We start from the raw sequence: 22160 nt of genomic DNA, 5'->3' as shown, positions 1-22160 counted from the left end.
CGATCAGGAGGACAGCGCACCCTGCTTGGCAGCAGCGTTGATCTTGGCTTCGAACTCGTGGCGGAAGTGCTTGATCATGGCGCGCACCGGCATGGCTGCCGCGTCGCCCAGCGCACAGATCGTGCGCCCCATGATGTTGCCGGCCACCGAGTCCAGCTTGTCCAGGTCTTCCGGACGGCCTTCGCCGTGCTGGATACGGTCCACCATGCGCCACAGCCAGCCCGTGCCTTCGCGGCACGGCGTGCACTGGCCGCAGGACTCGTGCTGGTAGAAGTACGACAGGCGCAGCAGCGACTCCACCATGTCACGCGAATCGTCCATGACGATCACAGCGCCCGAACCCAGCATCGAGCCGGCCTTGGAGATGGAGTCGTAGTCCATCGTGCACTCCATCATGATGGCGGCCGGCAGCACCGGGGCGGACGAGCCGCCCGGGATCACGGCCTTCAACTGACGGCCGGTGCGCACACCGCCTGCCAACTCCAGCAGCTTGGAGAACGGCGTACCCAGCGGAACCTCGTAGTTGCCGGGCTTGTTCACGTCACCGCTCACCGAGAAGATCTTGGTGCCGCCATTGTTGGGCTTGCCGCACTCCAGGTAGGCCTGGCCACCATGGCGGATGATCCACGGCACGGCCGCAAAGGTCTCAGTGTTGTTGATGGTGGTCGGTTTGCCGTAAAGGCCGAAGCTGGCCGGGAACGGCGGCTTGAAGCGCGGCTGGCCCTTCTTGCCTTCCAGCGACTCGAGCAGCGCGGTTTCCTCGCCGCAGATGTATGCGCCGAAGCCATGGTGCGCATGCAGCTGGAAGCTGAAGCTGCTGCCCATGATGTTGTCGCCCAGGTAACCGGCGACACGCGCCTCTTCCAGTGCGGCCTCGAAGCGTTCGTAGACCTGGAAGATCTCGCCGTGGATGTAGTTGTAGCCGATGCTGATGCCCATCGCATACGCCGCGATGATCATGCCCTCGATCACGATGTGAGGGTTGAACATCAGGATGTCGCGGTCCTTGCAGGTGCCTGGCTCGCCCTCGTCCGAATTGCAGACGAGGTGCTTCTGGCCCGGGAACTGGCGCGGCATGAAGCTCCACTTCAGGCCGGTCGGAAAGCCCGCGCCGCCACGGCCGCGCAGACCGGACTCCTTGACGGTGGCGATGACCTGGTCTTGGGTCAGGCCTTCGCTGCCATCCTTGCCCAGGATCTTGCGCAGCGCCTGGTAGCCGCCGCGGGCCTCGTAGTCCTTGATGGACCAGTTGCGGCCGTTCAGATCTGCATAGATCTGCGGCGTGATGTGGCGGTCGTGGAAACAGGTTTCCAGGCCCGTGGCCTGGAACTGGCCAAGAATCTGTGCGGATGTCGTCACTTGGTGTCCTCCGCTGCACGCAAGCCATCCACCAGTTGGTCGAGCTTGTCGTTGTCCATAAAGCTGCACATGTGGCGGTCATTCACCAGCAGTACTGGCGCATCGGCGCAGGCGCCCAGGCACTCGGACTGCTGCAGCGTGAACACGCCGTCGGCCGTGGTTTCGCCCATGTGGATGCCCAGCTTGGCTTCCAGGTGCTTCAGTGCTTCCTGGCCGCGGCGCAACTGGCACGGCAGGTTGGTGCAGACGTTCAGCTTGTACTTGCCCAACGGATGCTGGTTGTACATGTTGTAGAACGTGGTCACTTCATGCACGGCGATCTCGGGCATGCCCAGGTACTCGGCAATCACGGCCTCGCTTTCCTGGCTCACATGGCCCTGTTCCTGCTGCACGATGGACAGGCAGGCCATCACCGCCGACTGCTTCTGCTCGGACGGGTACTTGGCTACTTCGCGTGCAAAGCGCGCTTTGGTCGCTTCGGTAATCATCGGTCAATCTCTCCGAACACGATGTCCATGGTGCCAATGATGGCCACCGCATCGGCCAGCATGTGGCCCCGGGACATTTCATTGAGGGCAGCCAGGTGCACAAACCCCGGAGGACGGATCTTCAGGCGGTACGGCTTGTTGGCGCCGTCGCTGACCATGTAGATGCCGAACTCTCCCTTCGGATGCTCGACGGCCGCGTAGGCCTCGCCTTCCGGCACACGGAAGCCTTCGGTGAAGAGCTTGAAATGGTGGATCAGCTCTTCCATGTTGGACTTCATCGCCTCGCGGGACGGCGGAGCCACCTTGTGGTTGTCGGTGATCACCGGACCAGGGTTGGCACGCAACCAGTCCACGCACTGCTTGATGATGCGGTTGGACTGGCGCATTTCCTGTACGCGTACCAGGTAGCGGTCGTAGCTGTCGCCGGTCTTGCCCACTGGGATGTCGAAATCCATCTGGGCGTAGCAATCGTAAGGCTGCTTCTTGCGCAGATCCCAAGCGATGCCGGAGCCGCGCAGCATCGGGCCGGTCAGGCCCAGATTCAGGGCGCGGTCGGCCTCCATCACGCCGATGCCGACGGTACGCTGCTTCCAGATACGGTTGTCGGTCAGCAGGGTTTCGTATTCATCCACGCACTTGGGGAAGCGCTTGGTGAAGTCGTCGATGAAATCCAGCATCGATCCCTGGCGATTGCTGTTCAGCAGTTCCACGCCCTTGGCGTTGCGCACCTTGCTGGCGCGGTACTGGGGCATGCTGTCCGGCAGGTCGCGGTACACGCCACCCGGACGGAAGTACGCCGCATGCATGCGGGCGCCAGAGACAGCCTCGTACATGTCGAACAGATCTTCGCGCTCGCGAAAGGTGTAGATCAGGATGGTGGAGCTGCCGCAGTCGTTACCGTGCGAACCCAGCCACATCAAGTGGTTCAGCAGGCGCGTGATTTCCGAGAACATCACGCGGATGTACTGCGCGCGGATCGGCACCTCGATGCCCATCAGCTTTTCGATCGCCAGGCAGTAGGCGTGCTCGTTGCACATCATCGACACGTAGTCCAGGCGGTCCATGTAGGGCAGCGCCTGGATATAGGTCTTGTATTCGGCCAGCTTTTCGGTGGCGCGATGCAGCAGGCCGATGTGCGGATCGGCGCGCTGCACCACTTCGCCATCGAGCTCCAGCACAAGACGCAACACCCCGTGTGCCGCGGGGTGCTGGGGACCGAAGTTGAGTGAGTAGTTCTTGATTTCAGCCATGGTGTTTCATCGTGAGGGCCGTGCGCCTCAGTGCAGGCCTCCGTAGTGCTCTTCACGGATGATGCGGGGCGTGATCTCGCGCGGCTCGATCGATACCGGCTCGTAAATCACACGGCGCTGTTCGGCGTCGTAGCGCATCTCCACATGGCCGGACAGCGGGAAGTCCTTGCGGAACGGGTGGCCAATGAAGCCATAGTCCGTGAGGATGCGGCGCAGATCCTGGTGCCCGTCGAACACCACGCCATACAGGTCGAACGCCTCACGCTCGAACCAGTCGGCCGCGCTCCAGAGCTCCGTCACCGAGGCCATCACCGGGAAATCGTCGTCCTGGCAAAACACCTTGACGCGCACGCGCTGGTTCAGGCTCACCGACAGCAGGTGCGACACCACGGCAAAGCGCAGCCCTTCGGTACCGACTTCCTTGTAGGCCGAGTAATCCACGGCGCACAGGTCGATCAGCTGCTCGAAACGGCACTCGGCGTCATCGCGCAACGTCTGCATCACACCCAGATAGTTCTCGGCACCGACCTCGACCGTCACTTCGTCCAACGCCAGCGTGACCTTGCGGACACGCTCGCCCAGGACACGCGCGACTTTATCTCGCAGCACGGCAGGCTGTATCAGTTCAACACTCATGCGGACTCCTAGGCGCGCGCGATGGTATGGGTGCGGCGGATCTTCTGCTGCAGCTGGATGATGCCGTAGATCAGCGCCTCCGCAGTCGGGGGGCAGCCGGGCACATACACGTCGACCGGCACGATGCGGTCGCAACCACGCACCACGGAATAGCTGTAGTGGTAGTAACCACCGCCATTCGCACACGAGCCCATGGACAGCACCCAGCGCGGCTCGGCCATCTGGTCATAGACCTTGCGCAGGGCCGGGGCCATCTTGTTGCACAGCGTGCCTGCCACGATCATCAGATCGGACTGGCGGGGGCTGGCGCGGAACACCTCGGCTCCGAAGCGGCCGATGTCGTAGCGAGCTGCCGCAGCATGCATCATTTCGACGGCGCAGCACGCCAAGCCAAACGTCATGGGCCAGAGCGACCCGGTCTTGGCCCAGTTCACCACAGCGTCATAGCTCGTGGTGACAAAGCCTTTTTCCATCACACCTTCAATCATCGTGCACCTTTGTGATGTCTGGTTATTCCCAGTTCAACGCGCCCTTTTTCCACTCGTAGGCAAAGCCCACGACCAGGACGGCCAGGAAAATCAGCACGGCGACAAACCCCGTCATGCCCACTTCCTGGAGCGACACTGCCCACGGAAAGAGGAAAGCGATTTCCAGGTCGAAAAGGATGAACAGGATGGCAACGAGGTAGTAGCGCACATCGAATTTCATGCGCGCATCTTCAAATGCCTCGAAGCCACATTCGTAGGGGGAATTTTTGGCCGCATCCGGACGGTTGGGCCCGAGGATATACCCCAGCACCAGTGGGGCCAGGCCAACTGCGGCGCCCACCAAAATGAACAGAAGGACTGGGAGGTATTGATTGAGGTTCATCTTGAGGTCACTCACCGCAGAAGGTCAGCCTGAGTAACCACACAATGTAACCCAGGCAGCCCTGTTTGTGCTGGTGCCGTCGGCGAGACTCGAACTCGCACAGCTTTCGCCACTACCCCCTCAAGATAGCGTGTCTACCAATTTCACCACGACGGCAATATGCTATTTGTTTATGAGCCGGGAAACATGGATATTTGCAACCGCATGCTTCCCGACAGACTCAGATTCTACTCTGTAAAAACCCTAGTATCTGAGCAGTTGGAAAAATAGTTGCGTTATTTCGCAGCCGGCTCAGGCGCGGCAGCGCCAGCAGCAGCAGGCACGTCACCCGCTGCCGGAGCAGGCGCCGGAGTCGCTGCAGCCGGAGCTGCGGCAGGAGGAATGGTGCTGTCCACCGGTGCCGACGACTGGGGAATCGCTGCCGCCGGCGATTCCAGCACGCTACCCGCCGTCGTGGGGCGGGCATTGCCAAAATAGGCCAGCGCCAGGGTTGCCACAAAGAACACCGAGGCCAGCACGGCCGTGGTGCGCGACAGGAAGTTGGCACTGCCGCTGGCACCGAACAAGCTGCCGGAGCTGCCACTGCCAAAGGCGGCGCCTGCATCGGCGCCCTTGCCGTGCTGCACCAGAATCAGGCCAATCATGCCCAATGCCGCCAGCATCTGGACTGCCAGAATAATCGTAACCATTGTTGATCCTTCTACAAATAAGATAGCAATTAGCCCGCGCCCTTATTGGGCAGACTCGATAATTTTCAAGAAATCCTGGGGTTTGAGCGATGCACCGCCGATCAGGCCGCCACCAATGTCCGGTTGCGCCAGCAATTCGGCTGCATTGGCCGCACTCATGCTGCCGCCATAGAGAACCGGCACCTTCGCAGCCTGCGTCGTGGCAGCCGCCAGCTGCGCCCGCAGCACGGCATGCACCTGCTGCGCCTGCTCGGGGGTCGCCGTCTTGCCCGTGCCGATCGCCCAGACTGGCTCGTAGGCTACAACAAGCTCGCTCACGCACTGCCCCACCTGGTGGATCACGGCGGCGAGCTGCCTGCGCACCACAGCCTCCGTCTCGCCAGCCTCGCGCTGCGCCAGCGTTTCGCCGACACAGACAATGGGCGTGATGCCCGCATTCAGCGCCTTCTGCGCCTTGGCAGCCACCAGGGCATCGGTTTCGCCATGGTATTGGCGCCGCTCCGAGTGACCGACCAACGTGTACCGCACGCCGAAGTCGCGCAGCATGGCCGCCGACACCTCGCCGGTATAGGCACCCGCATCATGGGCCGACACGTCCTGGGCCGCCAACTGCACCAGCGAGCCTTGCAGCAAACCCTGCACCTGCGCCAGATACACCGCCGGCACCGCCACGGCAACCGCGCATGCGGGCTGCCCCAGGCCACCGGCAATTCCCCGCAGCAAGGCCTCGTTGGCCTCCAGGCCGCCGTTCATCTTCCAATTGCCCGCAATCAGCTTCTTCATTGATCTTCCCATGTCAGCACGATCTTGCCGATGTGCTGGTTACTCTCCATCAACGCATGTGCCTGCGCCGCCTGCGCCGCCGGAAAACGGCTGTGGACCAATACCTTCACCCGGCGATCCGCGAGCAGCGGCCACACCTTGGCCTGCAGCGCCCGGGCGATGCCCGCCTTGAACGCCACCGGGCGCGGCCGCAGTGTCGAGCCGGTGATCACCAGGCGCTTGCGCAGCACCAGGCCGGCGTTGAACTCCGCCTTCAGGCCGCCCTGCACGGCAATGATGACCAGGCGGCCATCATCAGCCAGCGACTCCACCTCGCGCGACACATAGCTGCCAGCCACCATGTCCAGGATGACATCGACACCCTTGCCTCCGGTGATGCGCTTGACCTCGGCGACAAAATCCTGCGCCTTGTAGTTGATGGCGTGGTCCGCCCCCAACTCCACGCAGGCCCGGCATTTCTCGTCCGACCCGGCCGTGGCAATGACGATGGCGCCATGTGCTTTGGCCAACTGGATCGCCGTGACGCCGATGCCGCTGGTGCCGCCCTGGATCAGGATGGTCTCGCCCGCGCGCAATTGCCCACGGTCGAACACATTGCTCCAGACGGTGAAGAAAGTCTCCGGCAGGCACGCCGCCTCTTCGTCCGACAAACCGGCAGGCACTGGCAGGCACTGGGCGACCGGCGCCACGCAGTATTGCGCATAGCCACCACCCGCCACCAGCGCGCACACGCGGTCGCCGATGCGCAGCCCCTGGGCCTGCATCGCCGCCTCGTCGCCGGACACGATGACACCCGCCACCTCCAGCCCCGGCAGATCGGATGCACCGGGCGGAGGCGCGTAGCTTCCCTTGCGCTGTATCACGTCCGGACGATTGACACCGCTGGCCGCCACACGGATGCACAACTCACCCGCACCCGCCACGGGCATGGCGCGGTTGACGAGCTTCAACACATCGGGCTCACCAAAGGAGGTGATCTCTACGGCTTGCATCATTTCCACAACCCTATCCTTTGCAAGACAAGACGCATGCAACCACTGGCCGGATGCGCCACTCGGCACATCCGGCCAGCCTCAGGCTTATTGCTGCTGTTGCTGCTGCTGATCGCCCGCATCCGGGCTGCGGCGCTCACGGCGCTCGCCACGCTCGGCAGGAGCAGGACGGTCGCCCGCCGGACGGTCCAGCAGCGCCTTCATCGACAGCTTGACGCGACCCTTGTCGTCGGTCTCGAGCACCTTGACCTTGACGATCTGGCCTTCGCTCAGGTAGTCGGTGACCTTCTCGACGCGCTCGTGCGCGATCTGGCTGATGTGCAGCAGGCCGTCCTTGCCGGGCAGCAGGTTGATCAGTGCACCGAAGTCGAGGATCTTGACCACGGGGCCTTCGTAGACCTTGCCGATTTCCACTTCGGCGGTGATCTCTTCGATGCGGCGCTTGGCTTCGTCCGCCTTGGAGCTGTCGGTCGCGGCGATGGTGATCGTGCCATCTTCCTCGATGTTGATCTGGCAGCCGGTCTCGTCGGTCAGCGCGCGGATCGTGGCGCCGCCCTTGCCGATCACGTCACGGATCTTCTCGGGGTTGATCTTCATGGTGAAGAGCTTGGGCGCGAAGCTGGACACTTCGGCCTTGGCCTCGCCCACGGCTTCCTGCATCTTGCCCAGGATGTGCATGCGGGCTTCCTTGGCCTGAGCCAGCGCGACCTGCATGATTTCCTTGGTGATGCCCTGGATCTTGATGTCCATCTGCAACGCGGTGATGCCGTTGGTCGTGCCGGCCACCTTGAAGTCCATGTCGCCCAGGTGATCTTCGTCACCCAGGATGTCGGTCAGCACGGCGAACTTGTTGTCTTCCTTGATCAGGCCCATGGCGATGCCGGCCACGTGGGCCTTCATCGGCACGCCGGCGTCCATCATCGACAGGCAGCCGCCGCAGACCGAAGCCATGGACGAGGAGCCGTTGGACTCGGTGATCTCCGACACCACGCGGATGGTGTAGGGGAACTCTTCCTTGCTCGGCAGGCAGGCCACCAGGGCGCGCTTGGCCAGGCGGCCGTGGCCGACTTCGCGGCGCTTGGTCGAGCCCATGCGGCCCACTTCGCCGGTGGCAAAGGGAGGCATGTTGTAGTGGAACAGGAAGCGGTCTTCATACTCGCCAGCCAGTGCATCGATACGCTGTGCATCGCGCTCGGTACCCAGGGTGGACACCACCAGCGCCTGCGTTTCACCACGGGTGAACAGGGCCGAACCGTGGGTGCGGGGCAGCACGGAGGAACGGATCTCGATGGGGCGCACAGTGCGGGTGTCGCGGCCGTCGATGCGGGGCTCGCCAGCCAGGATCTGCGAACGCACGATGCGGGCTTCGATGTCGAACAGCATGCCTTCGACCTTCACGCCATCGAACGCCACGCCTTGCTCGGCCAGCGCAGCCTTCACGCCGGCATAGGCTTCGCGGCAGGCGTGGGTGCGGGCTTGCTTGTTGCGCAGCTGGTAGGCATCGCGCAGCTTGGCTTCGCCCAACTCGGTCACCTTGGCGATCAGGGCCTCGTCCTTGGCAGGAGCGGCCCAGTCCCACACCGGCTTGCCGGCTTCGCGCACCAGGTCGTGGATGGCGTCGATGGCCACCTTGCCCTGCTCGTGGCCATACACCACGGCGCCCAGCATCACTTCTTCGGGCAGTTGCTGGGCTTCGGACTCCACCATCAGCACGGCGGCTTCGGTGCCCGCCACCACCAGGTCCATCTGGCTGTTCTTGCGCTCGGTCTGGCCGGGGTTCAGCACGTATTCGCCGTTGATATAGCCCACGCGCGCAGCGCCGATCGGGCCATTGAACGGGATGCCGGAGATCGACAGCGCAGCGGACACGGCGATCATCGCAGCGATGTCGGCGTCCACTTCGGGGTTCAGCGAGACGGTGTGGATGACCACATGCACCTCGTTGTAGAAGCCTTCGGGGAACAGCGGGCGGATCGGGCGGTCGATCAGGCGGCTGGTCAGCGTCTCGAGTTCGCTGGGCTTGGCTTCGCGCTTGAAGAAGCTGCCGGGGATCTTGCCTGCGGCGTAGGTCTTCTCGATGTAGTCGACGGTCAGCGGGAAGAAGTCCTGGCCGGCCTTGGCCGACTTGGAAGCCACCACGGTGGCCAGCACCACGGTGTCATCGATGTTGACCAGCACAGCGCCGGAGGCCTGGCGGGCGACTTCACCCGTCTCCATGGTCACCTGGTGCTTGCCCCATTGGAAAGACTTCGTTACTTTATTGAATATGGTCATTTCAACTCCTCGATGAATAGCTGGATGCGCGCATCCAGCTTGGTTTTGGAGGATAAACAGAACACGATGCCATTCCAGTGCTGCGCTTGCAGCTACAAATTTCGCAGCATTGGAATGACACAGCTTCGCTCTGTTATGCACCCTCCGAAGTAAAAAACGCCTGAGCTAGCGTGCTAACTCAGGCGTTCCCATTGTCTACCAGGCTTACTTGCGCAGGCCCAGCTTGGCGATCAGCGCGGTGTAACGGTCAGCGTCCTTGGACTTGAGGTAGTCCAGCAGCTTGCGACGACGGCTCACCATGCGCAGCAGGCCGCGGCGACCGTGGTGGTCCTTGGCGTGTTGCTTGAAGTGAGGGGTCAGTTCGTTGATGCGAGCGGTCAGCAGTGCAACTTGCACTTCCGGGCTGCCCGTGTCGCTAGCGGAACGTGCGTTGGCCTTTACGACTTCGGCCTTGATGGAAGAGGCGATCATTGGGTTTTCCTTGTTGGAATGCAGCGCTGCCGCATTCATGTTACTTGCGCCAGCGCTGGAAAAGCGTCTGGCGTGCGTCCTGCACCATGCAAAACCGGATGATTATAAACGATCACGGCGAACCAGCCGGAACCACCCTGCCTACCAGCGATGACGCGTCCGCCTGGGCAAGCCACTCACCGGCAATCCCGCATGTTCTGTACTGGTATTGCTTGCAACAGAAATGAGAACCATTATCATTCACAAAAATCATTCGCAACCTACCTTGCCATGAACGCCATGCACACCTCTTCCAGCGCGCTTTCAGCCGCAGGCTCCCGCCTACAGGGCCCTGCCGCCAGCCAGCCGCAGGCACCGCAACTGCTCGACAGCCAGGAGCTGCTGCGCGGCAACAAGGCTGTGACCATCCAGCACAACGGGTCCATCTACCGCTTGCAGGCTACCAAGCTGGGCAAGCTGATCCTGACCAAGTAAAGTTTCATCGTGGGGCGACCTCAAGGTCGCATTGGCAAGCCAACGGACCATCCGCGTAGCCAAGCCTTTTTTGCATTTCCCGCAAACCCGCCCGCGCCGCCACCTCCATCCCGCGCCTAGAATCGGGGGTAGCAAGGCCTTGCAGACGCATCCTCCGCGCATGCTGCCCGCAACGCTCTTGCGCAGTGGCACCCCGCACTTACGCGCTCTCAAGATTCAAACTCATTGACCTTCCGCGCATGCTGCGGCTGCAGCCTGAAAGGAGCTTATGAGTTTGGTTCAACCGCTGCCCGATGGCCCCGTGGACATCGTGGGCGACATCCACGGCGAATACGACGCATTGATGCAGTTGCTGCATCACCTGGGCTATGACGCCGAGGCCCGCCATCCCGAGCAGCGCACCCTGATCTTTGTCGGCGACTTCTGCGACCGCGGCCCGGACAGTCCCGCCGTATTGCACAAGATCCGCCAATGGGTCGAGGCCGGCAGAGCCGCTGCCGTGCTGGGCAACCACGAGATCAACCTGCTGCGCGAAGACGCCAAGGACGGCGCCGGCTGGTTCTTCGACGCCCGCGTGGAGTCCGACAACCGCAAGTACGCACCCTATGCCCGCCCCACGGAGGCGGAGCGCCGCGCCATTCCCGCTTTTTTGCAGCAACTGCCCATAGCGCTCGAGCGCGACGATCTGCGCGTGGTGCATGCCGCCTGGATAGACCCCAAGATCGCCACCGCCCGCATGCTCACCCCCGGCAGCATCGCGCACGACTACGATGCGCTGGAAGCAGCAGCCGCCGCCCACGCCCGCATGCTGGGCATCCGGGAGCGCATGGACGCGGAAAAGGCAGCCTGGCCCTACAGCATCGAGGAGGAGCAGCGCTCCCCGCCCTTCATGGCTGCCCATGCGGAAAACGAATTGAACAAGTCCATGTTCAACCCCCTGAAGGTGCTGACCTGCGGCATCGAGCGGCGCGGACGCGAGCCCTTCTTTGCCGGCGGCAAGTGGCGCTTCGTGGAGCGAGTGGCCTGGTGGGACGAGTACGACGATCCCACACCCGTCGTGGTGGGCCACTACTGGCGCCGCGTGCAGCCCATCGATCGCAAGCTGCTGGGCAAGGGCGACATGGACATGTTTGCCTACATCGGTCCCTTTGCCTGGCATGGCAAGCGCCGCAACGTGTTTTGCGTTGACTACTCCGTGGGGGCGCGCTGGACAGCCCGGCTCGCCGGCCGGGCACCCGAGCAGGACTTCAAGCTGGCGGCGCTGCGCTGGCCCGAGCGCCAACTCATGTTCGACGACGGCCTGCTGGTGGACACCACGGACTTCCGGACCGACCAGGTGCCCGACATGGCCACATAAATCGTTGCCGTTGTCATACTTTTTCTACGCTGCCCGCTATCCATTTCTATTTACACTGACCCGAATGGATATCCCCGCAAGCGCAGCACCATGAGCCTGTTCAACCCCGATTTCCCGCCCGACGCTTTCGAAGTCCGCGTTTCCGAGTTGCTGGTCGCCACGCCGGAAGGCTCCGATGCGATGCTCCATGGCGCCATTCCCGAGATACTGCGGCTGCTGCGGGAACACCTGAAGATGGACGTGGCCTTCGTCTCCGAATTCGTCGACGGCCGCCGCGTGTTCCGCCGTGTGGATACCGCGCCCGACAAGCGGGTGATCGAAACCGGCGGCTCGGCACCGTTGGAAAGCTCGTACTGCCACTTCATCCTCAAGGGCGTGGTGCCGCGCCTGATCCACGACGCGGCCAAGCTGCCGCCAGCGCAGGCCGGCGTGCTGCCGTCCGCCCCCTTCCCCATAGGCGCGCATCTCAGCACGCCGGTGGTCCTCAACGACGGGCGCATCTACGGCACCCTCTGCTGCTTCAGCTTTGCGCCCAACGACGCATTGATGGAGCGCGACCTGCACAAGCTCGAGATGTCGGCCAAGGTCGTGGCCCGCAAGATCGACGAACAGCGGGCCCAGGACGCCGAGCAGGCCATGGCCCGCTGGGAATTGCAGCCCACGGCTGCCCCGCGGGGCCTGCAGCGCTGACCCGGCACCCGCCCGCGCTTTCGGCTACCTTCCCCGGTATTTTTCAAGGAGACTTCGATGCCCTTTGCACGCCGTACCCTGATCGCCTGTGCAGCGCTGGCTGCCGCCACCGCGGCCACGCTGCCCGCCCGCGCGGCCGATGCCTGGCCGGACAAGCCCATCCGCTTCGTCGTGCCGTTCTCTGCCGGAGGCGCCAACGACCTGATGGCACGCGCCGCAGCCGAAGGCGTCTCGAAGGTGCTGGGCCAGCCCATCGTGGTGGACAACAAGCCGGGTGCCGGCGCCGTCCTGGGCACCGACATCGTCGCCAAGGCCAAGCCTGACGGCTATACCTTCCTGATCAGCGCCGCCGGCGTGATCTCCAACAGCATGATCCGCAAGGTTCCCTACAAGGACAGCGAACTCGTGCCCGTGGCCATGATCGGCCTGGCGCCGTCGGTCATCATCGTTCCGGCCGATTCGCCGTACAAGGATTTGAAGGACTTCGTCGCGAAATCCAAGACCGGCCAGGGCCTGCACTTTGCCACGGCCGGCATCGGCAGCACGCCGCACTTCGTCGAAGGCATCCTCACCTCGCAGTACGGCGCCAAGCTGGACCTGGTGCCCTACAAGAGCGGCTCCGAATCCGTCACCGCCGTGCTGGGCAGCCAGGTCGAGGCCACGTCCGAGGCCAGCATCGTCGTGCTGCCCTACCTCAAGAGCGGCAAGCTCAAGGCGCTGGCCACCACCTGGTCGCAGCGCATCTCGGCCTACCCCGAGCTGCCCACCGCCACCGAGCAGGGCTTCGGCAACCTCAAGATCGCTCACTGGGCCGGCGTGCATGCGCCCGCGGGCACGCCGCCCGCCATCCTCGACAAGGTGGCCGCCGCCGTGGACAAGGCCATGAAGGACCCTTCCACGGCCGAGCGCCTCAAGGGCGTGGGTATCGAGCCCGTCGGCGGCACCCGCGCCTCGTTCGTCAAGTTCGTCGACGAGGAGCGCAGCCGCCTGGGCGCCGTGGTCAAGGCCACCGGCATGCGGGACGACTAAGCCTCTCTGGCCCTGCACCGCAGCGGAGGCCAGACTTAAAGAAGTGCAAAGCCCGGGTGAAATCGAACTTGCCTGACGCCGGCCGGTCAACCGCAAGCGCACCATGACGTTGAGCAATCAAGGCAGCTCTTCCGACCGTTCCTGGCCCGAAGAGCATTCGCCATGATCTGCATGCTTTCAGGAGAGCGCCATGCTTCAAGCCGTTGACCGCTGCGGGGCCATCCCCGCCACCGCACGCCCTGCCCCCTTCCCCCGAGGCCCCTTCAGGGTCGGGCTGCTGGCCCTGGCTGCAGCCATGGCCCTGGCGGGCTGCAACGACGACGGCAGTACCGCCAAGTCTGCCAGCGCTCCAGCCCAGCCGGTCGCGGCCATCCCGGCCCCTGCCGACACACCCCAGCCCGCCGTGGTGCAGGCAGCCTACACCCCGCCGGCGGCCGATGTGCTCTACCAGATGGTGGCCCCCATCGCGCTGTACCCCGACAAGCTGGTGGCGCAGATCCTGGCCGGCTCCACCTACCCCGACCAGGTCAGCGCCGCCGAAATGTGGCTGGCGCAGAACCCGGGGCTCAAGGGCGCGGCGCTCAGCAACGGCGCCAATGCCCAGCCCTGGGACCCGTCGATCAAATCGCTCACGCAGTTTCCCAACGTGCTGGGGCAGATGGCCTCGAACCTGCCCTGGACCACGGCGCTGGGCAAGGCCTACTACAACGATCCGGCCGACGTGATGAACGCCATCCAGGTGATGCGCAGCCGCGCCTACAAGGCGGGTTCGCTCAAGAGCTCCAGCCAGCTGAAGGTCAAGCGGCTCGCAGACGCGCCGCCCGTGGAAAACTACATCCCCGCCGACGTCATGCCCGCCATGCCGGTGAGTGCACCGGTCATTGCGCCGCCGCCGGAGTTCATCGAGATAGCGCCCGCCGAGCCGTCAATGGTCTACGTGCCACAATACGACCCGACCGTGGTCTATGGCGAGCCCATGCCGGTCTATGGTGGCTACAGCTATATCGCCGCGCCGCCGCCCGTCTTCGTGGGTAACGTGGCCACGCCGGTGGTCGCCGGGCTCATCGGCTTTGGCGTAGGCATCACCATCAACGAGGTGGTCGACCACCACCACCGCCCCTGGGGCTGGGACTCGTGGCGCATGCACTGGGGCGAACCGGGCCGCCCGGGCTACTGGCGCGAAGGCCAGCGTCCGCCGCCGCCCCTGGCACGCCCCGCCGTGGTCTACAACCACCAGACCTATGTTTCGCAATCGACCACCGTGGTCGAGAACGTGCGGGTCAACAACAATGCCTCCCGATTCGGCGCGGCCCGCCCCGCGCCCGAGATGACCGCGCCTCCGGGCCCCGGGCCGGCCCTGGCAGCCGGAGCTATCGCCGCCGGCGCCGCAGCGGCAGGTGGCTACGCGCTGTCCCAGCGCCACCCGCCCCAGCCACCGCAGGGGGCAGCCCCCTTCCCTGGCCGTGAACCACCCAACCAGCAGCCACCGCGCGGCCTGACCATGGCCCAACAGCTCGGCCGCCCGCAGCCGCCGGCCCAGCCCGGTGACCAGGCCCGCCACGAATCCCCGGAGCAGCAGCGCGCACAACAGCAGGCCACGCTGAACGCACAGCAGCAAACCATGGAGCGGCAACGGGCGCAGCAGTTCATGCAGCGCCCCCCGCAGGACCAGGCCCAGCAGCAGCGGATGCAGGAACAACAGGTGCGCCAACAGCAGGCAGCGCAGCAGCGTAGCCAGCAGGACCAGGCTCATCAGCAGCAACTGGCCCAGCAGCGCGCTCAGGAGCAGCAGGCGCGCCAGCAGCAGGAAGCGCAGCAACAAACCCAACAGCGTGCCTTGCAGCGCAATCAGCAGGACCAGGCCCACCAGCAGCAACTGGCCCAGCAGCGCGCACAAGAGCAGCAAACGCGCCAGCAGCAGGCGGCGCAGCAACAAGCCCAACAGCAGGCCACGCAGCGCAACCAGCAGGATCAGGCGCACCAGCAGCAATTGGCCCAGCAACGGGCGCAGGAGCAGCAGGCCCGCCAGCAACAGGCAGCGCAGCAGCAAGCCATGCAACGCGCCCAGCAGGAGCAGGCGCGCCAGCAGCAACAAGCCCAGCAACGCGCCCAAGAACAGCAGGCGCGCCAGCAGCAAGCAGCGCAGCAACAGGCCATGCAGCGTGCCCAGCAGGAGCAGGCACACCAGCAGCAGATGGCCCAGCAACGCGCCCAGGAGCAGCAGGCGCGCCAGCAACAAGCAGCACAACAGCAGGCCATGCAGCGTGCGCAGCAGGAACAGGCACACCAGCAACAGATGGCCCAGCAACGCGCTCAGGAGCAGCAAATGCGCCAACAGCAGGCGGCGCAGCAGCGTGCCCAGCAGGAACAGATGCACCAGCAGCAGATGGCCCAGCAGCGGGCGCAGGAGCAGCAGATGCGCCAGCAGCAGGCCGCACAGCAACATGCGCAACAGCAGGCCATGCAGCGCGCCCAGCAGCAACAGATGTTCCACCAGGCGCGGGAAGGCCGGCGGGGCGATCGTCCGGAGCGCTAAGCCCTCACCACCAGCGTACGGCAGCCGCCGCGGCCGCGCCGATCACCACCACGGCCAGGAAAGGCAGCCGCAGCCACAGCGCCAGCGCGGCGGCGGCCAGGGCCGCCAGCCGCGCGTCGGCCACCACGCGCTGGCCGTCGACCATGGTGTTCAGCGCCGTCAACGCCGCCAGCAGGGCCACCGTCAGCGCCCCCGCCATGCGGGCCATGCGCGGGCTGTGCAGCCAGCGGGCCGGCAGCTGGTAGCCCAGCAGCTTGGTGCCCCAGGCCACCAGGGCCGCCAGCACGATCCACAGCCATAGGTTGGCGCCGCTCATGCAGAACCTCCATCCGTGGAGGGGGCTGCAGTTTTTTCGCCATTTGAGCAATAACCCCAGACGGCGCCTGCGAGTGCCGCTATCAATATGGGAATTCCCGGCGCCACCCAGGGCACGGCCAGCAAGGCAATGCCGGCGCTCACCACGGCCAGCGCCACCGGCTCGCGCGAGCGCAGGCGGGGCCACAGCAGGCCCAGGAAGGCCGCCACCGCCGCACCATCGAGGCCGAAGCGACGCGGATCGCCCAGCGCGTCGCCGGCCATGGCCCCCAGGGCCGTGAACAGGTTCCACAGCACATACACGCCAATGCCGGCGGTCCAGAAGCCCCGGCGCTGCTCCTCGGGCGTGGCCTGGCCCACCGCGGTGGCGGCGGACTCATCGATGGTGAGCTGCGCGGCCAGCAACCGGGTCAGGCCCTGGGGCCCGAGCAGCGCGGCCATCTGCATGCCGTAGACCGCATTGCGCACGCCCAGCAGGCTGGCGGCCGACAACGCCGCCGCGCCGGCCCCGCCGCCGCCGATCACGCCTATGAAGGCGAACTGCGAGCCGCCGGTGAACATCAGCAGGCTCAGCGCGCAGGCCTGCCACACCGACAGGCCCGAGGCCACGGCCAGCGCGCCGAACGAAATGCCATACAGCCCCGTGGCCACGCTGATGGACACGCCCATGCGAAACGCCGGGGACTGCCGCCACAGCGCCCCTATCCGTGCCGGCGCGTTCACTTCGGAGCCAACAGTTGCAGGCGCCGCTGTGCCTCGGCGGCCAGCGCCGCATCGCCCTGCTCCTGCGCCAGGCGCTGCTGGTTGGTCAGCCAGGCCATCAGGGGCCGGCTCCAGCCCTGGGCAGATGCGGTGTCCACCGCCTGCTGCACCACGGCCATGCTGACCGGGCCGCGCGCGGCCAGCGCACCGGCCGCCACCAGGCGGGCCAGCGGATCGGGAATGCCCGCGAGTGCGGATGCGGCCGCCTGCGGCGACGCACCGATGGCCACGGCCTGGTGCTGCTGCGGCAGCAGCGCCGCGTCGCCGGGTTGCAGCGCGCCGCGCAGGTAGCGGGCATAGGCCTGCTCGGGCGGCGCGGCACTGGCGGCCAGCGGCTCGTAGGCCTCGCAGGCCGTGGTCTCCAGCGCGGCCACCTGGGCGGCGCAGCGCACCAGTTCCAGCCGTGCCAGCAGGTCGGGCCGCGCGGTGCGCTGCACTTCCTGGCGCGCGCGCTCCCACTCGACCGCAGCCACGTTGCCCTTGCCGGACAGGTAGGCGTCGGTGGCGCGCTCTGCGGCGCTGTGCTCGTTCAGGGCCCAATCCGGGGTTTTTGGCTTGCTGGCGCAGGCAGACAAAGCGCAAGCAGCTATCAATATGATTGCAATCCGATTCATGGCAGTTTCACTTCAACATCCTTGGCGAAAGGCCATTTGCGGTTGATCTCGTTGACCATGCCTTCCACCTTGCGCAGCGTGGCGTCCACGTCAGCGCGCAGCGCGCCGAGGTCGGTGGTGGCTTCGCGGGCGTTGGCGCCCACCGCCTGGGCCTCGACCAGCACGGCGTCCATCTTCTTGAGGCTGCCGCGCGCCTCGGTGAGCAGGCCGCGCAGCTGCACCACGGTGGCCTGCACCTCGGGCATCACGCCCTGGGCGCCGAAGACTTGCCTGTCGGCATTCTTCGCCATGCCGTCGAGGCGCGCGAGCAGCTGGTTCACGCGGTCGAGCGTGACGGCGATCTTCTTCGCCTCGGCATCGCTGCCCAGCATCGCCCCCAGGGCGCCGCCGGGGCCGTTGAGCCGGCCGGCCAGCTGCCGCACCTGCTCCAGGCTGTCGCTGAGCGCCGAGCCTTCGGCCGTGATGCGGTTCAGGCTCTCGAGCAACTGGCGCGCGTTGGCCATGATCTGCGGCAGCTCGGCCGTGGCATCGCCCGAGAGCACGGTGCGCTCGGCGCCATCGGGCAGCGGCGGGTCTTCGAGCACGCCCGAGTAGGCCTTGATGCTGGTGCCGCCCACCAGGCCCTTGACCACGGTGAACACGCTGCTGGTGCGCAGCCAGTGCGCGTCCTTCTGCGGCACCTCGACATGAATACGCACATTGCCCTGCGGCGCCAGCTCGATCTTGCTGACCTTGCCGATGGCAAAGCCCGAGAAGGTCATGTCCATGCCCAGCGCCACGCCTTCCGAGTCCTCGGCGGTGAGGATGAGCTTCTGCGTGGGCTCGAACACGCCGCGCGCATACAGCAGGTACAGCACCGAGCCGACGATCAGCGCCAGCGTGAACAGCAGCAGCGCCGCGGCCTTGCGCTCGAGGTGCGGCACCGGGGCCAGGTCGTCCGGCACCACGGCAGGCGGGGATGGCGGTGGAGGGTTGGGAACAGTCATGGGATTCAATAATAGTTGCCCATCAGCGACAGGATCTCGATCAGCAGCAGCACCACGAACATGCGCGCCAGGCCGCTGATCTCCGACTCGGGCCCGAGCGCCGCGCCGGCCCGCATTCCGTAGGGCCGGTGCATGGCCGAGGCCGTGGGTATCAGCGCCACGACCAGCGAGAACATCAGGGTCTTCATCATGAAGAGCAGCGTCACCGACGGCGTGAACACCCGCGCGAAGCTGCGCGTGTAGGGCACGGCGCCGGCCAGGCTAAAGCCATAGACGCTCAGGTAGACCATCACCAGCGCCACCACGCACGACAGTGCCGCCAGCGTGATGGCGGCGTACATGCCGCTCACCACCAGCGGCAGCATCTCGGCGCGCACCGGGTCCACGCCCTGCTGGCGCAGCTGGGCAAAGCGGCCGCTCTCGCGCAGCGCCGTCAGCCGCGCGCCGGCGGGGATGGTGCAGCGCATGGCGACGAACAGCGCGGCCGTGAGCGGGATCAGCTCCAGCACCAGCACGCGGATCACCATCTCGAGCGCGAAGCGCGACAGCCCGTAGCTGCGCGCCGTGATGTTGACGATGTGCGCCACCACCAGGCACAGCAGCGCCGACAGCGCGGTGAAGCCGAGCAGGATGGGCGCGGTGTCGAGGTACATGCGCCGCATCAGGCGCAGCCGGGTCTGGCGGCCGTAGCTGCTGGGCGACAGCAGCAGCACCATGGCCACCGCGCCCAGGTACAGAATGCGCCACCAAGCCACCGCCCAGCGCTGCGCGGTGCGCCACCAGCGGCCGGGCCAGTGCGGATTGAGCAGGCTTACCAGCATGGGCCGATCATAGGATACTTTGAGTCAAATTGCCATCCAGCCCTTGATGGACAAGCGCGAGCAGCTATTTTATGCATAGCAGCCACCTCAGACATGGCGCTTGACCGAGGTGGCCGGCGCGGCCGCCACGGGCTCCTCGTCGGCGCGGCGGTGCAGCGCCTCGATGGTGCGGCACACGCCCGAGCTGCCGTCGCAGCAGTCGCGCAGGGCCACCAGTTCCTTTTCGAGCGCGCGCAGCTCGCGCAGCCGCTCGCGCACATGCTGCAGGTGCGCGTCGACTGCGCCGCGCGCGGCGGCGCAGTCCTCGCTGCTTTCCCAGTCCAGCCGCAGCAGCGTGCGTACCTCGTCGAGCGACATGTCCATGGCCCGGCACTGGCGGATGAAGCGCAGCTGGTGGATGTCCGCGTCGCTGTACAGGCGGTAGCTGCTCTCGCTGCGGCCGCCGGCGGACAGCAGGTTTTCCTTCTCGTAGTAGCGGATGTTGGCGGCCGACACGCCGCTGCGCTGCGCCGCTTCACCGATACGGTAGTGGGGTTGCTGCGAAACCATGGCTTGACCTTGAAGTGACTTGAAGGTTTCCAATCATCGCATGAACAGCAACAACCCCTCCCTGCTCACAGGCGCCGCGGCCCCGCACGACCATGCGCAGCATGCCCACAGCCATGCCGGCCACGCGCACCCGCCGGCCGCACCCGAAGCCAGCTGCGGCGCGGGCAGCTGCGACTGCGGCACCATCGACCTGAGCTTCGGCAAGCGCGCCGCCAAGGAGGCGGCGCATGACCACGCGCACGCCGACGGCGACGACCATGGCCACGACCACGGCGTGCTGCCCGGCTGGGGCCGGATCTCGGGCGCGCTGGCGCTGGCCCTGCTGGCCGAGCTGGCGCACTGGCTGGCCGGCGCGAACGCCGCCTCGCCCCAGCTCGCCAACCTCTACCACTACGGCGGCATGGCGCTGGCGGTGGTGGCCATCGCACTGTCGGGCCTGGGCGTATACAAGGCCGGCCTGCGCGGGCTGATGTCGCTCAAGCTCGGCATCCACGCGCTGATGGCCGTGGCCGTGACCGGCGCCTTCCTGATCGGCCAGTGGCCCGAGGCCGCGATGGTGATGGCGCTGTACGCCGCAGCCGAGCGCATCGAGGACCTGGCCATGGACCGCGCCAAGAACGCCATCCGCAACCTGTTGAGCCTGGCGCCGCCCGAGGCCGACGTGCTGCAGCCCGACGGCAGCGTGCGCCGCATGCCCGCCAGCGAGGTGCCGCTGGGCGCCGTGCTGCGCGTGGCGCCCGGCGCGCGCGTGCCGCTGGACGGCACCGTCACCGAAGGCCAGAGCGCCGTGGACCAGGCCCCCATTACCGGCGAAAGCGCGCTGGCCGACAAGGCGCCGGGCGACCCGCTCTACGCCGGCAGCGTCAACCAGCATGCCGAGTTGCAGATGCGCGTGGACGCCGCACCCGAGCAAAGCCTGCTGTCGCGCATCGTGCGCGCCGTCGAGCAGGCCCAGGCCAGCAAGGCGCCCACGCAGCGCTTCGTCGACCGCTTTGCCGCCATCTACACGCCCATCGTGCTGCTGCTGGCGATCGCGCTGGCCATCGCCGCGCCTTTCGCACTGGGCTGGAGCTGGACGCAGTCGCTGTACCAGGCGCTGGCGCTGCTGGTGATCGCCTGCCCCTGCGCGCTGGTCATCTCCACGCCGGTCACCGTGGTCAGCGCGCTCACCGCAGCGGCCCAGAAAGGCGTGCTCATCAAGGGCGGCAGCGCGCTGGAGAACGCCCGCAAGCTGCGCGCCGTGGCACTCGACAAGACCGGCACGCTGACCACCGGCCGGCCCACGCTGGTGGCCTGGCACGCGCTGAACGCCGATGGTGCCCGCGCGGACGGCGACGAGGCCCTGGCCCACACCGCCTGGCACCTGGCCAGCCGTTCCGACCACCCCGTCTCGCGCGCCATCGCCGCCGGGCTGCAGGACAAGCAACAGGCCGACAACGACATCCGCGACGTGCAGGCCCTGCCCGGCCGCGGCACGCAGGCCGTGGTGCATGGCGAGCGCTGGATGCTGGGCAACCTGCGCCTGCTGCGCGAACAGGGCCTGGCCACCGGCACCGTCGAGGCCGCGATGGCCGAGCAGGAGCAGCAGGGCCGCACCGTCACCGCGCTGGCCAGCGACACCCGCGTGGCCGCCCTCTTCGCCGTGGCCGACCCGCTGCGCGAACATGCCGGCGAGGCCATCGCGCAGATGCAGGCCGTGGGCGTGCAGCCCGTGGTGCTGAGCGGCGACAACAGCACCACGGTGCAGACCATCGCGCAGCAGGCGGGCATCCGCAATGCCTGGGGCAACCTGCTGCCCGAGGACAAGCTGCAGCGGCTGGATCAGCTGCAAAAGGACATCGGCCCCACCGCGATGGCAGGCGACGGCATCAACGACGCCCCGGCCCTGGCCCGCGCCGACCTGGCGTTTGCCATGGGCGGCAGCCACGCCACCGACATGGCCATGGAGACGGCCGACGTGGTGCTGATGAACGACGACCTGCGCCGCATCCCGCAGACCGTGGCCCTGTCGCGCCATGCACACGGCGTGCTGTGGCAGAACATTGCGCTCGCGCTGGGCGTGAAGCTGGTGTTCTTCGCGCTGGCGCTCAGCGGCCATGCCAGCATGTGGCTGGCCGTGCTGGCCGACATGGGCGTCAGCCTGCTGGTGGTGGCCAACGGCCTGCGCCTGCGGCTGTGGCGCGGGTTCGAGCAGGCCCGCTAACGCCAGCGGCAA

23 protein-coding genes and 1 tRNA gene are annotated in these 22160 nt (G+C 66.2%); 6 read left to right on the top strand and 18 right to left on the bottom strand.

Translation table 11 applies throughout. The features are described 5' to 3' along the window. Nucleotides 1–3: 3 nt before the first annotated feature. From nuoF to rpsO, 12 genes are all read right to left on the bottom strand, one after another. Nucleotides 4–1359 (bottom strand): complex I 51 kDa subunit family protein, encoded by a 1356-nt coding sequence (gene nuoF / locus ACYVKR_RS03570; RefSeq protein ID WP_460479419.1) that lies wholly within the window; start codon nucleotides 1357–1359, stop codon nucleotides 4–6. Continuing rightward, entirely contained in the window at nucleotides 1356–1847 is a 492-nt protein-coding gene (gene nuoE / locus ACYVKR_RS03565) for an NADH-quinone oxidoreductase subunit NuoE family protein (protein ID WP_460479417.1), read from the bottom strand. The genes nuoF and nuoE overlap by 4 nt, the downstream gene beginning before the upstream one ends. Further along, nucleotides 1844–3097 carry an NADH-quinone oxidoreductase subunit D gene (locus ACYVKR_RS03560; protein WP_460479415.1) on the bottom strand — a complete coding sequence of 418 codons (1254 nt, stop codon included), beginning with the start codon at nucleotides 3095–3097 and terminating at the stop codon, nucleotides 1844–1846. Before ACYVKR_RS03560 ends, nuoE begins: the two co-directional genes overlap by 4 nt. Nucleotides 3098–3124: 27 nt before the next feature. After that, nucleotides 3125–3733 carry a complex I 30 kDa subunit family protein gene (locus tag ACYVKR_RS03555; RefSeq protein ID WP_460479413.1) on the bottom strand — a complete coding sequence of 203 codons (609 nt, stop codon included), beginning with the start codon at nucleotides 3731–3733 and terminating at the stop codon, nucleotides 3125–3127. A gap of 8 nt (nucleotides 3734–3741) precedes the next feature. Then, nucleotides 3742–4221: a NuoB/complex I 20 kDa subunit family protein gene (locus tag ACYVKR_RS03550; RefSeq protein WP_460479411.1), complete on the bottom strand. Its 480-nt coding sequence runs from the start codon at nucleotides 4219–4221 to the stop codon at nucleotides 3742–3744. A gap of 22 nt (nucleotides 4222–4243) precedes the next feature. Next, nucleotides 4244–4603, bottom strand: a complete 360-nt coding sequence (locus tag ACYVKR_RS03545) for an NADH-quinone oxidoreductase subunit A (RefSeq protein ID WP_460479409.1) — start codon at nucleotides 4601–4603, stop codon at nucleotides 4244–4246. A 71-nt stretch (nucleotides 4604–4674) separates the two neighbouring features. Further along, nucleotides 4675–4759, bottom strand: a tRNA-Leu gene (locus ACYVKR_RS03540). 119 nt (nucleotides 4760–4878) lie between these two features. Then, a complete protein-coding gene (gene secG / locus ACYVKR_RS03535) occupies nucleotides 4879–5292 on the bottom strand; it encodes a preprotein translocase subunit SecG (RefSeq protein ID WP_460479407.1) in 414 nt (137 codons plus the stop codon). A gap of 42 nt (nucleotides 5293–5334) precedes the next feature. Continuing rightward, nucleotides 5335–6075 carry a triose-phosphate isomerase family protein gene (gene tpiA / locus ACYVKR_RS03530; protein WP_460479405.1) on the bottom strand — a complete coding sequence of 247 codons (741 nt, stop codon included), beginning with the start codon at nucleotides 6073–6075 and terminating at the stop codon, nucleotides 5335–5337. Next, complete coding sequence (locus ACYVKR_RS03525) at nucleotides 6072–7067, bottom strand: NAD(P)H-quinone oxidoreductase (protein ID WP_460479565.1); 996 nt, start codon at nucleotides 7065–7067, stop codon at nucleotides 6072–6074. Before ACYVKR_RS03525 ends, tpiA begins: the two co-directional genes overlap by 4 nt. An 87-nt stretch (nucleotides 7068–7154) precedes the next feature. Beyond that, on the bottom strand, nucleotides 7155–9341 hold the full coding sequence (gene pnp, locus ACYVKR_RS03520; RefSeq protein ID WP_460479403.1) for a polyribonucleotide nucleotidyltransferase: 2187 nt from the start codon (nucleotides 9339–9341) through the stop codon (nucleotides 7155–7157). Between the two features lie 204 nt (nucleotides 9342–9545). Beyond that, nucleotides 9546–9812, bottom strand: a complete 267-nt coding sequence (rpsO, locus tag ACYVKR_RS03515) for a 30S ribosomal protein S15 (RefSeq protein ID WP_460479401.1) — start codon at nucleotides 9810–9812, stop codon at nucleotides 9546–9548. Between the two features lie 270 nt (nucleotides 9813–10082). Here rpsO and hemP point away from each other — a divergent pair, with 270 nt between their 5' ends. From hemP to ACYVKR_RS03490, 5 genes are all read left to right on the top strand, one after another. Further along, nucleotides 10083–10286: a hemin uptake protein HemP gene (gene hemP / locus ACYVKR_RS03510; protein ID WP_460479399.1), complete on the top strand. Its 204-nt coding sequence runs from the start codon at nucleotides 10083–10085 to the stop codon at nucleotides 10284–10286. A 268-nt stretch (nucleotides 10287–10554) separates the two neighbouring features. Then, nucleotides 10555–11643 carry a metallophosphoesterase family protein gene (locus tag ACYVKR_RS03505; protein ID WP_460479397.1) on the top strand — a complete coding sequence of 363 codons (1089 nt, stop codon included), beginning with the start codon at nucleotides 10555–10557 and terminating at the stop codon, nucleotides 11641–11643. 90 nt (nucleotides 11644–11733) lie between these two features. Next, nucleotides 11734–12333, top strand: a complete 600-nt coding sequence (locus ACYVKR_RS03500) for a GAF domain-containing protein (RefSeq protein WP_460479396.1) — start codon at nucleotides 11734–11736, stop codon at nucleotides 12331–12333. 57 nt (nucleotides 12334–12390) lie between these two features. Then, nucleotides 12391–13362 carry a Bug family tripartite tricarboxylate transporter substrate binding protein gene (locus ACYVKR_RS03495; protein ID WP_460479394.1) on the top strand — a complete coding sequence of 324 codons (972 nt, stop codon included), beginning with the start codon at nucleotides 12391–12393 and terminating at the stop codon, nucleotides 13360–13362. Nucleotides 13363–13552: 190 nt separating this feature from the next. Then, entirely contained in the window at nucleotides 13553–15898 is a 2346-nt protein-coding gene (locus ACYVKR_RS03490) for a DUF3300 domain-containing protein (RefSeq protein ID WP_460479392.1), read from the top strand. 4 nt (nucleotides 15899–15902) lie between these two features. On the opposite strand, the gene ACYVKR_RS03485 is transcribed toward ACYVKR_RS03490, so the two are convergent. The 6 genes from ACYVKR_RS03485 to ACYVKR_RS03460 form a co-directional block, all read right to left on the bottom strand. Continuing rightward, nucleotides 15903–16214, bottom strand: coding sequence for an AzlD domain-containing protein (locus ACYVKR_RS03485; protein ID WP_460479390.1), 312 nt, complete (start codon nucleotides 16212–16214; stop codon nucleotides 15903–15905). Further along, complete coding sequence (locus tag ACYVKR_RS03480) at nucleotides 16211–16882, bottom strand: AzlC family ABC transporter permease (RefSeq protein ID WP_460479388.1); 672 nt, start codon at nucleotides 16880–16882, stop codon at nucleotides 16211–16213. The genes ACYVKR_RS03485 and ACYVKR_RS03480 overlap by 4 nt, the downstream gene beginning before the upstream one ends. Before the next feature lie 50 nt (nucleotides 16883–16932). Continuing rightward, the gene (locus tag ACYVKR_RS03475; protein WP_460479386.1) at nucleotides 16933–17550 is read right to left on the bottom strand and encodes a hypothetical protein; all 618 of its coding nucleotides are present in this window, start codon (nucleotides 17548–17550) and stop codon (nucleotides 16933–16935) included. Between the two features lie 35 nt (nucleotides 17551–17585). Continuing rightward, the gene (locus tag ACYVKR_RS03470; protein ID WP_460479385.1) at nucleotides 17586–18575 is read right to left on the bottom strand and encodes an MlaD family protein; all 990 of its coding nucleotides are present in this window, start codon (nucleotides 18573–18575) and stop codon (nucleotides 17586–17588) included. Nucleotides 18576–18580: 5 nt separating this feature from the next. Next, nucleotides 18581–19396 (bottom strand): MlaE family ABC transporter permease, encoded by an 816-nt coding sequence (locus ACYVKR_RS03465; RefSeq protein WP_460479383.1) that lies wholly within the window; start codon nucleotides 19394–19396, stop codon nucleotides 18581–18583. Between the two features lie 87 nt (nucleotides 19397–19483). Further along, nucleotides 19484–19945 carry a Cd(II)/Pb(II)-responsive transcriptional regulator gene (locus tag ACYVKR_RS03460; protein WP_460479381.1) on the bottom strand — a complete coding sequence of 154 codons (462 nt, stop codon included), beginning with the start codon at nucleotides 19943–19945 and terminating at the stop codon, nucleotides 19484–19486. A 40-nt stretch (nucleotides 19946–19985) separates the two neighbouring features. Here ACYVKR_RS03460 and ACYVKR_RS03455 point away from each other — a divergent pair, with 40 nt between their 5' ends. Next, on the top strand, nucleotides 19986–22148 hold the full coding sequence (locus tag ACYVKR_RS03455; protein WP_460479380.1) for a heavy metal translocating P-type ATPase: 2163 nt from the start codon (nucleotides 19986–19988) through the stop codon (nucleotides 22146–22148). Nucleotides 22149–22160 lie beyond the last annotated feature (12 nt).

It is taken from the genome of Comamonas humi (assembly GCF_054782535.1).
This window is presented reverse-complemented; position numbering and strand designations above follow the sequence as displayed.

Bases quoted from the DNA above. Each gene is read 5' to 3' on its own strand.
- ACYVKR_RS03465 (WP_460479383.1), bottom strand. From the start codon at position 19,396: ATGCTGGTAAGCCTGCTCAATCCGCACTGGCCCGGCCGCTGGTGGCGC.
- tpiA (WP_460479405.1), bottom strand. From the start codon at position 6,075: ATGAAGAAGCTGATTGCGGGCAATTGGAAGATGAACGGCGGCCTGGAG.
- ACYVKR_RS03460 (WP_460479381.1), bottom strand. From the start codon at position 19,945: ATGGTTTCGCAGCAACCCCACTACCGTATCGGTGAAGCGGCGCAGCGC.
- ACYVKR_RS03495 (WP_460479394.1), top strand. From the start codon at position 12,391: ATGCCCTTTGCACGCCGTACCCTGATCGCCTGTGCAGCGCTGGCTGCC.
- hemP (WP_460479399.1), top strand. From the start codon at position 10,083: ATGAACGCCATGCACACCTCTTCCAGCGCGCTTTCAGCCGCAGGCTCC.
- nuoE (WP_460479417.1), bottom strand. From the start codon at position 1,847: ATGATTACCGAAGCGACCAAAGCGCGCTTTGCACGCGAAGTAGCCAAG.
- ACYVKR_RS03525 (WP_460479565.1), bottom strand. From the start codon at position 7,067: ATGCAAGCCGTAGAGATCACCTCCTTTGGTGAGCCCGATGTGTTGAAG.
- ACYVKR_RS03545 (WP_460479409.1), bottom strand. From the start codon at position 4,603: ATGAACCTCAATCAATACCTCCCAGTCCTTCTGTTCATTTTGGTGGGC.
- ACYVKR_RS03485 (WP_460479390.1), bottom strand. From the start codon at position 16,214: ATGAGCGGCGCCAACCTATGGCTGTGGATCGTGCTGGCGGCCCTGGTG.
- ACYVKR_RS03550 (WP_460479411.1), bottom strand. From the start codon at position 4,221: ATGATTGAAGGTGTGATGGAAAAAGGCTTTGTCACCACGAGCTATGAC.
- ACYVKR_RS03470 (WP_460479385.1), bottom strand. From the start codon at position 18,575: ATGACTGTTCCCAACCCTCCACCGCCATCCCCGCCTGCCGTGGTGCCG.
- ACYVKR_RS03500 (WP_460479396.1), top strand. From the start codon at position 11,734: ATGAGCCTGTTCAACCCCGATTTCCCGCCCGACGCTTTCGAAGTCCGC.
- ACYVKR_RS03505 (WP_460479397.1), top strand. From the start codon at position 10,555: ATGAGTTTGGTTCAACCGCTGCCCGATGGCCCCGTGGACATCGTGGGC.
- ACYVKR_RS03480 (WP_460479388.1), bottom strand. From the start codon at position 16,882: ATGGGCGTGTCCATCAGCGTGGCCACGGGGCTGTATGGCATTTCGTTC.
- rpsO (WP_460479401.1), bottom strand. From the start codon at position 9,812: ATGATCGCCTCTTCCATCAAGGCCGAAGTCGTAAAGGCCAACGCACGT.
- ACYVKR_RS03555 (WP_460479413.1), bottom strand. From the start codon at position 3,733: ATGAGTGTTGAACTGATACAGCCTGCCGTGCTGCGAGATAAAGTCGCG.
- secG (WP_460479407.1), bottom strand. From the start codon at position 5,292: ATGGTTACGATTATTCTGGCAGTCCAGATGCTGGCGGCATTGGGCATG.
- ACYVKR_RS03560 (WP_460479415.1), bottom strand. From the start codon at position 3,097: ATGGCTGAAATCAAGAACTACTCACTCAACTTCGGTCCCCAGCACCCC.
- ACYVKR_RS03455 (WP_460479380.1), top strand. From the start codon at position 19,986: ATGAACAGCAACAACCCCTCCCTGCTCACAGGCGCCGCGGCCCCGCAC.
- pnp (WP_460479403.1), bottom strand. From the start codon at position 9,341: ATGACCATATTCAATAAAGTAACGAAGTCTTTCCAATGGGGCAAGCAC.
- ACYVKR_RS03490 (WP_460479392.1), top strand. From the start codon at position 13,553: ATGCTTCAAGCCGTTGACCGCTGCGGGGCCATCCCCGCCACCGCACGC.